Raw genomic sequence first — 15,329 nt, 5'->3', positions numbered from 1 at the left:
GCTTGGCGTGGCAATAAAATCACACAATTCAGCCAGTAATGTCGCCTTTTGCAATAAAACAAAACAATTGGAAACAATCACTGACCAAAGAGAGTGAATATAAAAACCTTAACAATCCTCCAATATCATCTGGGCGCCTTTTTCAGCCACCATCATCACAGGGGCATTGATGTTGCCCGAAGTAATATTAGGAAAGATAGAAGCATCTATGACTCTCAATGCGCTGATACCATGAACTCTCAGCCTATCATCGACAACCGCATCGTCTGGGTTTGGCCCCATTTTGCAAGAACCGCACAAATGATAGATAGATCCACCTTTCTCACGAAAGTACTGCAGCATGCTCTCATCATCATTTACCTGGGATAAGGTTGGAATCACTTCCTCTTCGGTAACCTTCTGCAAAGCTTTGGCCTGCATTATTTTACGAATCAAGCGACTCCCTTGAATCACTTCATCCTTATCTTTTTGGGTCGACAAGTAATTTGGCTTGATCAAGGCCGCGTCCAAAGGGTTATTAGAAGCAAGCTCAATGGTGCCCGTACTAGTAGGACGACAAGCATTAAATGCCAGTAAGAAACCAGAATAAGGCTCGGGCTCTAAGCTGGCATTAGGGTCCACCGGAATCTGATAAGACATAGGATTAAAGTAGAGTTGAATATTTGGCTCAGTCACTTGCTCATTACCTCTAAAGAAGCCACCCGCCTGATTCACACTCATAGATAAAGGGCCCGTACGATTTATCACATATTCAAGCCCTGCTTTAATCTGAGAAGCATAAGATAAAAACACATCATTTAAGGTTTTCACCTTGGCACGGTAGAAATAACTCACACACAAGTGATCCTGTAAGTTCTTCCCTACCCCAGGTAAATGATGCAAAGGCTCGACTTGCTTGGCTTCAAGTTCGTCCTTATCGCCAATTCCAGATAATTGCAGTAGTTTAGGAGAATCAACGGCACCTGCGCACACTATTACCTCTTTGTTAGCCTTAACTTCAACTAGCTCGCCTTCATGACGTACCAGTACACCTGTGGCACGATTAGCCTCATCTAGCGCTGTCTTTTCATTTAGCACTATCTTTTCAACTTGGCTAACACGCCAAAGAGTGAGGTTGTCTCGCTTCAAGGCTGGCTTTAAATAAGCAATATTACTGGAGGATCTTTGACCATTTTTAATATTGGTCTCATACACCCCAGCCCCTTCAAATTCAGCCCCATTAAAATCATCATTTAAGGGATAACCCAACTCTTTCGCCGCCGCTAGATAATCTTGGCAAATAGGGTGAGCCTCATCTTTCATTGGGAAGATGCCTATCTTGCCTTGATCAGAATGATATTGGGTCTCACCAAGCGGGTGCTGTTCTAGCTTTTTAAAGTAAGGCAATACATCTTGATAAGACCAACCTGTATTACCGGCCTTTGCCCAATCATCAAAATCAGAGGCTTGGCCACGCACATAAATCATGGCATTGATCGAACCTGATCCACCTTGCACCTTGCCTCTTGGGGCATACAACTTACGCCCAGCCATTTCCTTTTCGGCTTCGCTGTAATACATATAATTGTATTTTGGGTTGTAGTATGTTTTACCAAAACCCACAGGTAGCTTGATCCAAGGGGAAGTATCTCTGCCCCCCGCTTCGATCAATAACACTGAATAGCGACCAGATTCGCTCAATCTATCTGCCACAATGCAGCCAGCAGACCCAGCACCCACAATAATAAAATCAAATTCCATCATCACTTCTCCGGAATATGTTTCCACTCAGTTCCTGATTCTCGTTTCACATCATAAGGTCTTGGGTCCATAGAAAGGTGCAAAGCTTTGCCACGATAAGGAGAGCAGGCTTTGACTGTCTCCATGTTGAGCTCAACCCCTAAGCCCGGTTTGTCCGATGGAATAATGTAGCCATCCTGCCAATTGATTTTTTCTTCTAGCACCTCGGCATGAAAACCATCCCAAGTGCCTATACTTTCTTGAATCAAGAAGTTCGGCAAGGTCGCCGCTAATTGAATGCTCGCAGCCGCACCAACAGGGCCGTTATAAAGATGAGGTGCGATTTGCGCATAATAGGCTTCGGCCATTCCGGCAATTTTCTTACCCTCTAAAATGCCACCCACTCGGCCTAGATTCATTTGCAAAATCGAAGCCGCATTGTGTTTTAGAACATCGTGAAATTCATACTTAGTTGTTAGCCTTTCACCTGTCGCCACTGGAATACTGGTTTTAGCAGCGACTCTTGCCATCGCTTCACTTTGGCCCGGTGGTACTGGCTCTTCAAACCACATAGGGTCAAAAGGTTCCAAATGCTTAGCCAAACGCACCGCTGAAGCGGGTACCATCTGTCCGTGTGTACCAAAGAGTAAATCACAGCTATTACCTACAGCTTCACGAATACGACGACAAAAGGTGGCGGACTTTTCCATGGCTTCAAGGGAAATCATCTGTCCAGAATAAGCACTATAAGGGCCAGCTGGATCAAACTTTAAGGCGGTGAAACCACGCGCTTTCTCAGCTAAAGCACATTCAACAGCCAGCTCTACATTGTCGTAGTTATAGTCACCGTTTTTATCCTTAGGATAGAGGTAAGTGTATGAACGTAGTTTGTCATTCACCTTGCCCCCTATCAGCTCATAGACAGGCTTACCTGCTGCCTTGCCGATAATATCCCAGCATGCCATTTCCAAACCACTGACAATCCCCATCATGGTTAAGTCAGGTCTTTGGGTAAAACCACTTGAATAAGCTTCCCTAAAAAAGCGCTCGATATGATGCGGGTCGTGCCCTTTTAAAAAGCGCTCAAATACGTCTTCTATCGCTTTTACCATCACCTCTGGATGAAAGGTATCAGCATAGACTTCACCAACCCCTTCGATGCCTGAATCTGTTTTCAGGCTAACAAAAATCCAATACATACCCCCTACATGAGGCGGTGGCGTGGCAACAATATGAGTATCGCAATGGGTTACTTTCATGATTAAGACTTCTTCTTAGCTGTCATTGATTTAAGTTTAAGGGCTGCTAGCGTGCCTAAAGCACCCATTACTGCAATATAGCCAAAATACAGGTTATAGACGGTAATGCCTTCATAGCGAGCAGCAAAATAGCCGTTGATTTGAGGTAGAAAAATATCGGGTGTGTAAGCAATTAGAGAAATCACACCAATAGCAAGACCAGTTACCTGTAGAGGGATGTCACAATCATCCAAGATAGCCCAATAAAGACCTCGAATGGCATAGGTTAAAACACCAATTAAAAGCACTATCGCCAATAGGAAATAAACCGTATTAAGCTGAGGGAAGACAATCATAACCACCAAGCCCAAGGTCGAACCTGCAAGGGCAACCGCTAGGATGTTTTCTTTGCCATACTTATCCCCTAAAAAGCCAGCGCCTATGCCACCTATCGGGCGCATCCAAAGTTTAGCCACGGTAATAAAACCTGCTGTCACCGCGCTCACTTCATAACCAAGCTGCATGAATGAAGAGAAAGAGTAAGTCGCCCAAAAAAGCTGGTAACCACAAAAGATAACCGCAGCGACCATCCATAACTCAGGAATAGAGGCAAGGAACTTCAAATCTCTAAACAAGTTCTTACTTGTGACTTTTGGGCCTGACGCTTCGTCCTTGTTTGCTTCGCCACGGAAAAAGAAAAAGGTCAGCACACCAATCGCAATACAGGTATATGAGTACATATAAATCACTTGTTTAAGTGCTAGCGTGGTACTTTGCCCCTGACTTTCAATTGCATAGGCAAAAATGGCGATAGCAATCGTAGCTAATACCGCTTCCACCAAACCTCGACCACCATCAAGCACACCAAAGAATCGACCTTGCTCGTTCTTATGAGCCAGCATTTTCACGCCTTTAATCATAGAGGCCCAGAAGGTCAAACCTGCTGCTATACCCCATGCCATAAAGATGTAAACCAATACTTCTTTTGAGGGAATACTCGCAAACCATAGGCCTAAAACACCCGTTCCCACCATAGATAAGGTGACCAAAAGCCTAGGTGAAATTTTATCGGCCAACCAGCCGCTTGGCACATAACAGACAAAATACACTACCCCTAACATGGAGTAATAATTGCCAAGATCGCCCGAGGTTATTTGAAAGACTTCCAAAATCGAGCTTTCAAAATTCTGCCTTAAGTACAGCAAAGGGTAGATAGCCCCAGCGGCTAAAAGTAATAGGGTGAACTGGAAATAACGCTTTAAGTTCAGGTTTTTACCTGATGCCTCAGGTCTGGCTGTCATGGTGTCACTCATAGTCTTAATCTCTATTATTTGTTTTGTTGTTTTTATCTTTTTAAGTGTCTACAGGTGTTGCTAATGGGCTTGCGCCCTGTGCTCTTTTCTATTTATTTTCCATTCAATTTTTCTAATTAAGAGACGAACGGATTCCTACCTCGTGTTATGGGCATATGGGTTAATGGGAATGTTTGTGTGTAAGAAAAAGTGACCCCATGCAAAGCACAGGCATCACTTAATTACACCAAGGGTTAAGCTCACACTATTGAACTCAAGTGGCTGAATTCAAACGACTGAGCCCTAGTAGTTAAGTACCACTAAACGGGTTTGTGTATATTCCAACATACCATGCTTACCATCATCTCCACCTAGGCCAGAACGTTTCCAACCAGCATGGAAGCCTTGGTAAGGATCTGCAGGTGTACGATTAATATAAATCTCACCCGCTTCAATATTGTTGGCGACCTTCATGGCTGTACGATAATTTTCTGTGTAGATAACCGATGCCAAACCAAACTGGTGATCGTTCGCCAGCTCTAAGGCTTGGTCAGCATCGGTATATTTAAGAACAGGCAAAACAGGACCAAAGATTTCTTCTTGCACGATTTCCATATCTTGGCGGCAGTTAGTCAATAAAGTAGGAGGATAGAAGTGACCTTTACCTTCTGGGATATAACCACCAACCTCTAGAGACGCGCCATCATCAATGGCTCTTTCAACCATTTGATGTATGTTTAAACGCGCATTCTCATTAATGAGCGGCCCCATAAAGCTGGCATCTTTTGCACGATCACCAAACTGGCGTTCGCTCATCTGTCCTTTTAGTAAGGCAACAAACTCATCATAAATGGCTTCATGTACATAAACCCTTTCGATCGCAGTACAAAGCTGACCACAGTTAGTCGTTTTAGATGCCACTATCTCACGGGCCGCTTTTTCAAGGTCTGCATCTGCTTCAACAATGGCAGGTGATTTGCCGCCTAATTCTAAAGAAGATTTTGCAATATTCACTTGAGAATACTCCAACACTTTACGGCCAGCGCCTACGCTCCCAGTAAGTGTAATCATACCAACTTTAGGATGAGTACAGACGCTCTCAGCAGTGGCGTGATCCATAGTTAGAATATTCACTACGCCTGCTGGAATACCTGAATCTTGCACGGCTTTCGCAATTTCAAACGCTGAGCTTGGGGTATTGTTACTTGGACGTACCACCACACTGTTACCTGTAATTAAAGCTGGGGCAATTTTACGCAACAGGGTGTAAACCGGATAGTTAAAAGGGATTAGGCAAGCCACCACACCAATCGGCTCTCTTTGCAGTAAGAGGTTTTCTGATGGTGAATCACTAGGAATAATTTCACCTTCTATACGACGCGCCCATTCAGCGTGATAACGGGTAATATCCGCCGCGTAAACCGCTTCGTTAGTCGCATCTTCAAGGCTTTTGCCTGACTCTAATGCCAAAGCTTGGCCAATGGCTTCTTTACGGGCCAACAAAGCATCTGCCAATTTATGAAGGAAACCAGCACGCTCAATACTGGTCAGTTGACGCCAGCCTTTCTGAGCTTTGGCAGCGATATCAACAGCACCAAGTGCATCTTCCGCACTGGCTAGTGCAACCTGAGCAACTTGCGCTTCATTTACTGGGCTATAAACAGGCATAGCCTTGCTTGTGATAGATGGAACAAATGCATTATTGATAAAATTTTGATCGCTTCTCATGGGTTCACCCTTTTACTGAATATGGCCATGCTAAAACCTCATCCCTGCTTGAGTCAAAAAATATTCCATATGAGAAATTTTAATTCTATATATGGAATAATATCCTGAAAGCCTTATAATTCGGGTCTTTAAGCTTAGCTCAGTTTTTCGATAACCAGCCACTAAGTTCACCCTTAAAGAGAGAAAAGCAGCGCAAGCCAGTTATCTTCTAGGCTTGACCAAAACAAAAAAAATTATATTTTTTTCATTTTATTTTCCCTTAGGGAATCAGGTTTAAAAAAGTGGGATTAATTTAGTGAGTTTTGCACAAGTTTTTCATATATAGAATTTTTAATCTGTGAGTCACATCACTTTTAGGATCAAGCTATGCCAGAGAAAGAGAAGTCAAAAGCCCCAGCAGTAGATAGTTCAGTACTCATTATGGACCTTCTTGCCAGCGCAAATTACCCTATGACATTGTCTGAAATTTGTGAACAAACTGGCATTCCTTCTGCCAGCGGCCATCGCATTATTAATACCCTGTTAGAACACCAAATGGTGGCCCATGACCCAAGTCGCAAAAAGTCTTACTGCATAGGCGCAAAGATCTTTCAAATTGCTTCTACCATTTACAACAAGCAGAGCATCATTCCCTTCTTTTATCCTATTGCTGAGATCCTTAAAAACGAGATCCATAAGACCATTTTTTTAAGTGTGCCTGTGGGCAACACCATAGTGGTGGTATCTAAATTAGAAACCTCGTTAAACAGTGCGTTTAATATCTTTATTGGCCAAACCATGCCCCTTTATCAATCCGCATCAGGGAAAGCGATCCTCTCTATGCGCAGCACTGAGTTTCAGCAAACTTACCTAGCCTCAGAGAAAAAGGTTAACCCGCAAATCAAACAAGAGTGGCAGACAGTTCAGGAAGAATTAGATAGAGCCAAACGCTTAGGCTATGCCGTCACTCACGGGGAAATAGAAGCCGGTGTCAGTTGTATTTCAGCACCAATTTTAAACTTACGAAATGAGCCAGTTGCCGCCATCAGTGCCAGTATCAGTGGTGATTATCTGGACCAGCAAGAAGCCAGAGATAATGCGAAGAAGTTAATCCAAGCAGCGCGACAACTGTCATCGAGAATAGGTTAATCCAGCAAAACAATGTGCTTTTAACCTTTAGGAAAAAAGCACATTATCAACACTAGTTTATAAGAGGTTATTGTTTAAAAGCCCCATTCAAAGCCAGCACTGATACGGTCTGCTTCATCAAATTGCCCATAGAGTCCGCCTTCGTTGCCATAGAAGATATCCATCCCTAAGAAAACATCAAAATCCGATTCTAGGTTATAGCTAATTTGCGGCTGAACAACGCCATCCCCATGATCGGTTGAATGTAGGTGTAGCCATTTAAGCAATAAGGTTTCATTAAAGAGGGTTCGCTCTACCAGAAGGCTCAAGGTATTTTCTTGGCGATTTTTCACCAAGTTTTCCGTTTGCCCCACAAGATTAGATTGAAACCACTGTACCGAGATCAAATAGTCCGTCATACCTTGATAGTCTAAACCAACCAAGATGCCCCATTGATCGGCTTTATCAACACCCGGTACTGATACCGTTGTTCTATGGTACCTATCTGTTTCATAAGCAAATTCTGTTCTTAGTACCCAATCACCAAAGACACTAGAAGCAGAGCCGCCCAGTAAATGACTACGCTTATAATCAGGTGTTAAAGTGAGAGAAGAGCCACTTAAATCTGCGCTAATCACCGCCTCATCCACATAGTGATAGAGGTAATTAAGAGAGAAGTCCCAGTTACCAATAAAGCTGGTATAACGTAAACCAAAATCACTGTTTTCAAGTGTCATGACAGGTGTGTTTGCCTCTTCTAATGTGGCAGTAACACCTGCTGGTACAGCGGCGCTATCTGGCACTAGCACAGGGCTAGTAAAGGCAAAAGGCGAACTGGATTGCGCTAACTCATGGGTGCTAGTATCCAATACCCATAGAGCCTGCAAAGTACCCTCTTCCCCAACTTGAAACTCCCCATTTACCATCCATAAAGGAATACGAGAGTCATCAAAATCATCCAGAATAAACCCACGATAGCTCTGTGGATTAATCACATCTAATAGTTTGATGCCATCCGCTTCCCCCCAAACCACTTGCTGCTTACCAATTCGCCAATAACTGGTATCAAAGCCTGCTTGCCAATACAGTTCTCTTAGCTCGACCCATTCATGATCGCCAGCAGTGAGAGGCTCAGAGTGGGCGCTATAATTATTCAGTGTTTGATCCGAGTTAAGTTTATCTTGCAGATCAAAGCGGCTGCGTAAAATGCCAGTAATCTCGCCATTCTCTAAGCCTTGATAAAGTTCACTATCAAGACGCCAATCAGACTGTTGCCAATCACTCGCACTGGTACCATAACTGGTTTGACTTTTAAGGCTATGACTCATTTCAAACGCTAAACTCAGACTGGGAATAAGCGCCAATATCGCCCCTAATAATTGAGGTTTCATTTTGGTGCTCCTCGGCTTAGGGCCTGACGTGTAAAGACGCTATTTTTAATTTTTTTGCTGTAATTCATATCAGAGAAAATAAACTCAGAACTATGACCCGTTTTATGATTCACCATTTTTAAATTATGACGAGTCCAAATGCCTTCAACCTTACGTACATCACTGATAGTTAAGGTTTTTAATGGGTTCATCTTGATATCCCAATATTCAGCCTTTTGGATTATCCAATTGCTCGGGTCAACCCAAACCTCCTGACGCCCATAACCTAGCTCTCGCGAGGTTTTCTTATCTATCGGCATAGCTTCTAACTTAATGGTTTCCACACCATTTAGAGTCTCTTTGGCTAAGGTTTTAAACTTGAAATCAGCGGTTTCAAACTTGCCTTCTTTTTTAATATCCTCGTAACTAAAGTCCGTTCCTAAGAAATAATCACCTCGATCCGATGCAGAAATACGGCGCGCTTTACGTAATGCAGGTAGATACAACCATTGGTCATCATCACGCTCAGCTTCTGGAAAATCATGGATCAAAAAGGCTGTGTTTTTCACGTTTCTAGGGGATAAGTAATAAAGTACTGTCTGCTTTTCTAATCCTACATATTGGCGAAAGCTCACGGTTTCTCTTTGTCTTACCTTGCCGCGTCTATCTATCAGGGTCATGGACAACTTGCTGGAACTCTGACGACCCTCTTCCACATGGTTAATTTGCTCTACGATCCAATTTGCATCAGGTAAAGCCGTATCGTCCTGGCTAGCCTGCGCCTTATCTTGATAGAAAAGCCCAGCTCCCACTACGCCAACTAATAACAAAGGCGTCGCATTTGATAGCCTTACCCCTGATTTAACAGCTTTTTCTTGCAGGATAAACTTAGGTCTAAACAGCATGATAAGTGCGGGCAATAGGGTCAGGCTAAAGAGAAAGCTGGTGACAACAGAGATGGCGACAATGGCACCAAAGTTGTTAAGAGGCACCACCTTACTAGAAATCAGTACACCAAAACCTAAGGCGATTGCGAGTAAGTTAAACAACAGAGCACGACCTGTTGATGGATAAAAACGGGCAAAGGTCTTTTTCATATCTTTTTCTACCTGATATAAGGCTCTCATTCTTTCTATCGTATGAATGGCAAAGTCGACCCCAAGGCCAATAGCAACCGCCGCAAACATAGAGGTACCTATGCCTAATGAGATAGAAAACAGCACCATGGACGAGTAAACCAGAAGTATGCTCATCGCCACGGGAATCAAGGTATAAAACCCAGCAACAGGGGATTTTAATAACAAGGAAGATACGATCAGTACGAGTAAGAGAGCGATCCCCATGCCGAAGAAGTGGCTTTCACCCAGATCTTTAATCCAGTGGTAATTCAAAGTCACTCGGCCAGTTAACGTGGCATTCACCTTGTCATCATTAAATTGTTTATCCAGATAAGATTGCAGGTCTTCAACCACGTCCTTGGTATTAACATAAGAACCATTATTTAGGGTTAGGCGAATATTGGCTCTTTGATAGTCATAATCGACTTCTTCTTCAAAATCCGTTGGTTCAGCTGAAGCGGAATACAATAAGAAGAATTGAGCAATCAAATCCTGATCTTGAGGCAAACGGTAAAAGGCTTTATCACCGTCATTTAAAGAACGGTTCATCTGCTTCAAGTAATCAATTAATGAGGTGGAACCCTCGACATAATCAAGACCTTCGGCATAGACCTGTAGCGCTTCCATTTTAGCCAGCACCTCAAGATCAAATATGCCTTCAATATCCTGAGTATTTACCACAATATCCAGATAATTTGAGCCATCGAAGCGGCTGTTTATCATCTCATCCGCCACATAAAGCGCTTCATTTGGATGGAAGGTTTTAATGCGCTCTTCATCCACCACCAAGTGGCTTGCAGCAAATAGACCTAGAACAAAAATAACCAATGACAAAGCAAGAATAAACTTAGCAAAGCGCGCAGTAATACGGCCTAAGAAAACCATAAAACGCGCTGTCATATCATGCTTTTGTGAACGTACTTTAGCTGCAAATCCGGGCCTTACTTCTGTCTTAATAAGACTCATGGCCGCAGGCAATACCACCAGCGAATAAAACCAAGCCACAGACACACCAACGGCGGTAAAGAGACCAAAAAACTTAAATGGAGGCATGTAAGCAGCAAAGTACAGCCCCATAAATCCAGCAACTGTGGTTAATGTGGTCAGTGTAATAGGACGCCACATTTCCATCATGGTTTGAATGATTGACTCTTTGATCGATTCATTTGGATAAAGAGCACGACGCTCAAAATATTCACTGTAAATGTGAATACTGTCAGCCACAGAAATACCAATCAAAATCACAGGTAAAGCGTTAGTAATGACATAAAAAGGCACACCAACAAACGCCATAACCCCTATTGTCATTAATACAGATGCGGCTATTACTAGGTTCCCCATAATAATGGGACCAAAGCGAACAAAGGCGATAAACACGATCAAGGTAATGATGACACCAGCAAGCGGGTTTAAGCGCTTTGCATCCGCATCAATATAGCTGCCTAGATAGCCTGAAACAGCCCCTTCACCTGCTACATAAAGCTGAATATCTTGTGGCAGAGTCAGCTCATTCATCGCAATGACCATGTCATCGTAAGACTGCTCCACTAGCTTCTCATCTAAAAGCTCAGCCACCACCAAGGTAGCCGATTCATCTTGTGCAACTAGGCTACCCTGATAAAGCGGAAAGTCTCGAATCGCATCTCGCACAGCTAAGGCTTCTGCCTGACTCTCTATTTCATACTCATAAAAAGGCTCAACCTCCATGCCTTCTTGAGTGCCAAATATATTGTTCTCTGTGGCCAAACTGGTAATGCCCTCCGGATCAATATTGTTTAGATCCATCACCACATCTGTCACAGCTTGTACTGCATTTAGCCCTTCAGGGGTAAAGATACTGTCTTTAGCAACCACGGCGATAACCAAAGGGTCACTTAAGCCAAAGATTTTTTTCACCTTTTCCCGATACACGAGCGCGCTATTATCATCAGCTAAAAAGGCATCAGCGCGAGTATCCTTGGTGAGCGAAGTAATTTGGGAAATGACCAACGCCATAAGAAGCAAGCCGAAGGTTAAAACCCGCTTGGGGTGTGAAACTATCCAACTAAACAGCCGGTAGCCTTGGCTTCTATTCAAATCTTTTACAGCGTTAGGTGATGCCGCACTGACGGCGGCTGGGGCTGAATCTTTCATCTTAAACTCCCGTTACAGAGATCTGTAACAAAACAACAATTAATGCATATGCATGTATTTATATAAATAAAATGAGTAACAACTAAAAGCCATTACTCATTGCTCAATATCCCTATCGGTGCGTCAAATCACCAATAAAATCGACCGCCTCATCCTTAGTTAAACGCCACCAGCTCCTTGCTTCTAAACGTGTTAGCCAAGCCACCAGATGTGGGTAATTATCTAATGGCATACCAGCTTCTTGATGGAACATGAAAACTGCAGCGACTGAGATATCAGCCACACTCACGTCATCGCCACATAAATAAGTATTTTGGGCGAGTGCCTGCTCTAACACTTGGCAACTTTTAGAAAACTTACCTAGCTGCTCTTCATCGGGTTCATGGTCTCTGTTAACACCCCAATGAGGTAAGAGAACACGATTAAAGTGATAACCCGCCCTATCGATACCCGTATCACTTGCCTGCCAAAACAACCAAGACATAACACTAGATCCTTGGCTTAATTTGGCTAATTCAGGCACGGCCTGAACTTGAGGAAGGCCAAGTAAATACAGCAAGATGGCATTGGATTCTGTCACTGTTTCTCCACGTGCAGCATTCACTAAAACTGGAATTTTCCCCTTAGGATTAATCGCTAAAAAATCCGCCTGACTCTGCTCTCTTTTTTGTAACTGAATTAACCTTTGCTCTATGCCTAAATCGAGAAAAGGCTTGATATAAGCCTCTAATAAAGCCACTTTCAGCGCATTTGTCGTAACAGGATAAGTGTATAGCTGCATTATTTACCTCGATTAAAAATTAAAACTGAATGCATATGCATATATTTACTTGTTTATTAAAATACTCGTTCATTTTCTTTACAACTTAACAATCAGCTCTTAAAAGATACGATTTTGTTACTTAACTCATGCAATAGCTGACTTGTTTCAGACCCTAAATGGGCGGCTAAATCATCCTGTGCTTGTCGCCAAGGAATCATACACTGATCAAATAACGTCTTACCTTCCGGCGTAAGCGTCAGCCACTTTTCCTTCTTATTCTTGCCTTCACTCACCAATATATAGCCATCTCTAATCAAGGGTTTTAATGCCCGAGAAACGGTAGGTTGCTCCATAGAAAGATGTTGTTGTAAATCTTTAGCGCTGGCTTTTTGCATCACATCTATCACTCTCAACACAGAAAACTGAGTTGAACGAATACCTAAAACAGATAAACGGTCGTTATAGGCTTGGCTGATGATACGGTCAGCACGGCGAATAGATAAAGCTAAGCAAGGTTCAATTTTATTTTTCATTATTTAAAAATACATGCATACGCATTAAACTGCAAATTATTTATCCTTCTCATCATAAATAAACAGAATTAGAGCTTGTCTATTTCCGCCGCAATCTGACTCAACCAAGACTTTAACGCTAAGGTAAATTCATTCATTTTCATCGACTTAGGATAAATAAGACCATATTCAGTGCCATCTTCTTTAAAACCATAAAGATCGATTAAACGGCCATCTTGCACATAGTCAAAGGCGATTACCTTAGGACATAACGCCACTCCCAGACCACTTGCCGCCCCTTCAACCATGAAAAAATGGTGATCAAAATAGCGCACCTCTTTTGGCTTTGGCACATCTGGATGTTTAACTAACCAATCTCTCCATGCTTCTGGGCGAGTTTTAGAACCAAGGCCAATATAGTCACCGCTTTCAAACGCCTCAAGCATACTTGGCGTCATCACTGGCCCCATTTTTTCAAGCATTAAAACATCGACTTGATAATGAGGATCAATGGCAAAATCTAATCGACGCAACGCGATGCTGGCCTTATCTTTGCTGAAATCCAGTTCACCTCCACCCACGGATAAATGTAAATCCGCTTCAGGGTACTGAGTTTGAAAGTTACTCAACCTTGGCATTAACCAACGCATCGCCACTGACCTTTCACAGGATAGAAGAATGGGGCCTGCTTGCTCAGGTGCTTGTATCTCAGCTAACGCCTCTTGGATTAACTCAAAAGCATCAGTCACAGCCCCAGCCAAGACTTCACCCTGAGAAGTTAAGCGAATACCACGTCCTTCAGATTCAAATAGCTGAACCTCAATATAATCAGCAAGGTTTCGAATTCGTCGACTCACTGCCCCATGGGTGACAGCAATTTCACCGGCTGCAGCACGAACTGTACCCAGCCTTGCTACCGCTTCAAATGCTCTTAGGTCATTAAAAGATGGTGTTTTTACCCGCTGCATAATTCCTCTCAAACTCTCAGATTAAGCCTACATATTGCCATATAAAGCATAACAAGCAGATTACAAAATGGTGATTTTTAATCACCAATAATGGTTAAAAAATATGGCTTTTTTAAATTAATAGGCTCACTAGAATCACCAGTATGAAAAACTTAAATGCGACTTCAGCCAATATTGCCATCATAGCAGACGACCTAACCAGTGCCGCAGATGGTGCCGCCCCCTTTTTAGCAAAAGGGCTCTCTTCCCTTGTTCTTCGCCAAGACTTTTTTGAACTAGAAGCAACACAACAAAGCGAAATAAAAACCCAGCTCATTGCACTTGATACAGGCAGCAGACAAGTTAGTGAACAAGCCGCTATCAAACGTGTTCAGCAAGCTATCCACACATTTTCTAGCCAGCAGATTATCTATAAAACAATAGATTCCACATTAAGAGGTCATATTCGAGCTGAATTAGAGGCCCTTTATCAATCGGCTGAAAAAGATAGGTTTCACAATATTGTCATCGCTCCCGCCTTTCCTGATGCAGGACGAACCACACACAATGGCATTCAGTTTGTGCAAGGCAAAAGTGTTTCAACCAGCCAATACGCTAATGACCCTGTGCATCCAGCCAGAACCAGCTCAATTAAAGACTTGATTGCACCTTCTTTAGGTCAAGCGACGATCATATCGACAGGGGCAAGCCAAGAAGACATAACAAGAGCCGCTAGACAGCAGCTTACGCTGATTCTAGATGCTAAAACCCAAACTGAGCTAAACCAACAAGTTGCGCTTATCCCCAATAGACACAAGGTACTTTGGATAGGCTCACCCGGTCTTGCGCAAGCACTGGCTAATACCCTAGATAAAACAGCTAGAACTTATTCTCACTCTAACAAGGAACCTCTTTTACAAGCCCTGCCCCAAGTTAATGCAAAAAAATGCTTAATTGTAATAGGCAGTGCTAATCCTGTTAGCCAAGCCCAATGTAAGTATTTAAAGAGCAAAGGCGTTCCAGTGGTATTTAGTGCCAAGGCGCTTTTTAAGCATGATAATAAAGATGCTCAAATTGCTTGTTTAACAGTACCGCCATCACTCAAAAATGATGCAAAAACTGCCCTCAAAAACCTCACATCAGAAGCGCAAGACGCCATTCATAAACAGAAATTTGATGCTCTGATCGCAACTGGTGGGGAGACGATGAACGCCATACTCAGCACACTTTCGATTAAGTCATTTCAACTTATAGGTGAATTTGAGGCGGGCTTTCCCCTCGCAAAAGCCATAGATGAAACAGGCACGCCTTTAGCGTTAGCCATGAAAGCAGGTGGCTTTGGTGGACCGAACGTACTTTACCAAGCCGCTCATTCACTTCTCACCACTCACGACTGAGGTAT

At 43.0% G+C, this 15,329-nt stretch carries 11 protein-coding genes; 2 read left to right on the top strand and 9 right to left on the bottom strand.

All coding sequences use genetic code 11. The features are described from left to right. Positions 1–108: 108 nt before the first annotated feature. The 4 genes from OA91_RS04760 to aldA form a co-directional block, all read right to left on the bottom strand. Complete coding sequence (locus tag OA91_RS04760) at positions 109–1,743, bottom strand: GMC family oxidoreductase (protein WP_197477751.1); 1,635 nt, start codon at positions 1,741–1,743, stop codon at positions 109–111. Further along, positions 1,743–2,978: a mandelate racemase/muconate lactonizing enzyme family protein gene (locus OA91_RS04755; RefSeq protein ID WP_063336561.1), complete on the bottom strand. Its 1,236-nt coding sequence runs from the start codon at positions 2,976–2,978 to the stop codon at positions 1,743–1,745. Before OA91_RS04755 ends, OA91_RS04760 begins: the two co-directional genes overlap by 1 nt. 2 nt (positions 2,979–2,980) lie before the next feature. After that, entirely contained in the window at positions 2,981–4,270 is a 1,290-nt protein-coding gene (locus OA91_RS04750) for an MFS transporter (protein ID WP_063336560.1), read from the bottom strand. 282 nt (positions 4,271–4,552) lie between these two features. After that, positions 4,553–5,977 carry an aldehyde dehydrogenase gene (gene aldA / locus OA91_RS04745; protein WP_063336559.1) on the bottom strand — a complete coding sequence of 475 codons (1,425 nt, stop codon included), beginning with the start codon at positions 5,975–5,977 and terminating at the stop codon, positions 4,553–4,555. Between the two features lie 366 nt (positions 5,978–6,343). Here aldA and OA91_RS04740 point away from each other — a divergent pair, with 366 nt between their 5' ends. Next, positions 6,344–7,105, top strand: coding sequence for an IclR family transcriptional regulator (locus OA91_RS04740; RefSeq protein ID WP_046017699.1), 762 nt, complete (start codon positions 6,344–6,346; stop codon positions 7,103–7,105). Between the two features lie 74 nt (positions 7,106–7,179). Here the strand turns inward: OA91_RS04740 and OA91_RS04735 are convergent, their stop codons facing one another. The 5 genes from OA91_RS04735 to OA91_RS04715 form a co-directional block, all read right to left on the bottom strand. Then, positions 7,180–8,475 (bottom strand): DUF1302 family protein, encoded by a 1,296-nt coding sequence (locus tag OA91_RS04735; RefSeq protein WP_063336558.1) that lies wholly within the window; start codon positions 8,473–8,475, stop codon positions 7,180–7,182. Continuing rightward, entirely contained in the window at positions 8,472–11,705 is a 3,234-nt protein-coding gene (locus tag OA91_RS04730; protein WP_231870309.1) for an outer membrane lipoprotein-sorting protein, read from the bottom strand. The genes OA91_RS04735 and OA91_RS04730 overlap by 4 nt, the downstream gene beginning before the upstream one ends. Before the next feature lie 112 nt (positions 11,706–11,817). Next, positions 11,818–12,486 carry a glutathione S-transferase family protein gene (locus OA91_RS04725; RefSeq protein ID WP_063336557.1) on the bottom strand — a complete coding sequence of 223 codons (669 nt, stop codon included), beginning with the start codon at positions 12,484–12,486 and terminating at the stop codon, positions 11,818–11,820. Positions 12,487–12,578: 92 nt separating this feature from the next. After that, positions 12,579–13,001, bottom strand: coding sequence for a MarR family winged helix-turn-helix transcriptional regulator (locus OA91_RS04720; RefSeq protein ID WP_063336556.1), 423 nt, complete (start codon positions 12,999–13,001; stop codon positions 12,579–12,581). 68 nt (positions 13,002–13,069) lie between these two features. Continuing rightward, entirely contained in the window at positions 13,070–13,948 is an 879-nt protein-coding gene (locus OA91_RS04715; RefSeq protein WP_063336555.1) for a LysR family transcriptional regulator, read from the bottom strand. A gap of 143 nt (positions 13,949–14,091) precedes the next feature. On the opposite strand from OA91_RS04715, the gene OA91_RS04710 reads away from it, so the two are divergent. Continuing rightward, positions 14,092–15,324, top strand: coding sequence for a four-carbon acid sugar kinase family protein (locus OA91_RS04710; RefSeq protein ID WP_063336554.1), 1,233 nt, complete (start codon positions 14,092–14,094; stop codon positions 15,322–15,324). The last annotated feature ends 5 nt before the right edge of the window (positions 15,325–15,329 follow it).

The sequence above is a fragment of the Marinomonas sp. SBI8L genome, assembly GCF_001624705.1.
In the GTDB taxonomy this organism is placed as follows: Bacteria; Pseudomonadota; Gammaproteobacteria; order Pseudomonadales; family Marinomonadaceae; genus Marinomonas.
This window is presented reverse-complemented; position numbering and strand designations above follow the sequence as displayed.

Bases quoted from the DNA above. Each gene is read 5' to 3' on its own strand.
- OA91_RS04720 (WP_063336556.1), bottom strand. From the start codon at position 13,001: ATGAAAAATAAAATTGAACCTTGCTTAGCTTTATCTATTCGCCGTGCT.
- OA91_RS04725 (WP_063336557.1), bottom strand. From the start codon at position 12,486: ATGCAGCTATACACTTATCCTGTTACGACAAATGCGCTGAAAGTGGCT.
- OA91_RS04740 (WP_046017699.1), top strand. From the start codon at position 6,344: ATGCCAGAGAAAGAGAAGTCAAAAGCCCCAGCAGTAGATAGTTCAGTA.
- OA91_RS04760 (WP_197477751.1), bottom strand. From the start codon at position 1,743: ATGATGGAATTTGATTTTATTATTGTGGGTGCTGGGTCTGCTGGCTGC.
- aldA (WP_063336559.1), bottom strand. From the start codon at position 5,977: ATGAGAAGCGATCAAAATTTTATCAATAATGCATTTGTTCCATCTATC.
- OA91_RS04735 (WP_063336558.1), bottom strand. From the start codon at position 8,475: ATGAAACCTCAATTATTAGGGGCGATATTGGCGCTTATTCCCAGTCTG.
- OA91_RS04715 (WP_063336555.1), bottom strand. From the start codon at position 13,948: ATGCAGCGGGTAAAAACACCATCTTTTAATGACCTAAGAGCATTTGAA.
- OA91_RS04755 (WP_063336561.1), bottom strand. From the start codon at position 2,978: ATGAAAGTAACCCATTGCGATACTCATATTGTTGCCACGCCACCGCCT.
- OA91_RS04710 (WP_063336554.1), top strand. From the start codon at position 14,092: ATGAAAAACTTAAATGCGACTTCAGCCAATATTGCCATCATAGCAGAC.
- OA91_RS04730 (WP_231870309.1), bottom strand. From the start codon at position 11,705: ATGAAAGATTCAGCCCCAGCCGCCGTCAGTGCGGCATCACCTAACGCT.
- OA91_RS04750 (WP_063336560.1), bottom strand. From the start codon at position 4,270: ATGAGTGACACCATGACAGCCAGACCTGAGGCATCAGGTAAAAACCTG.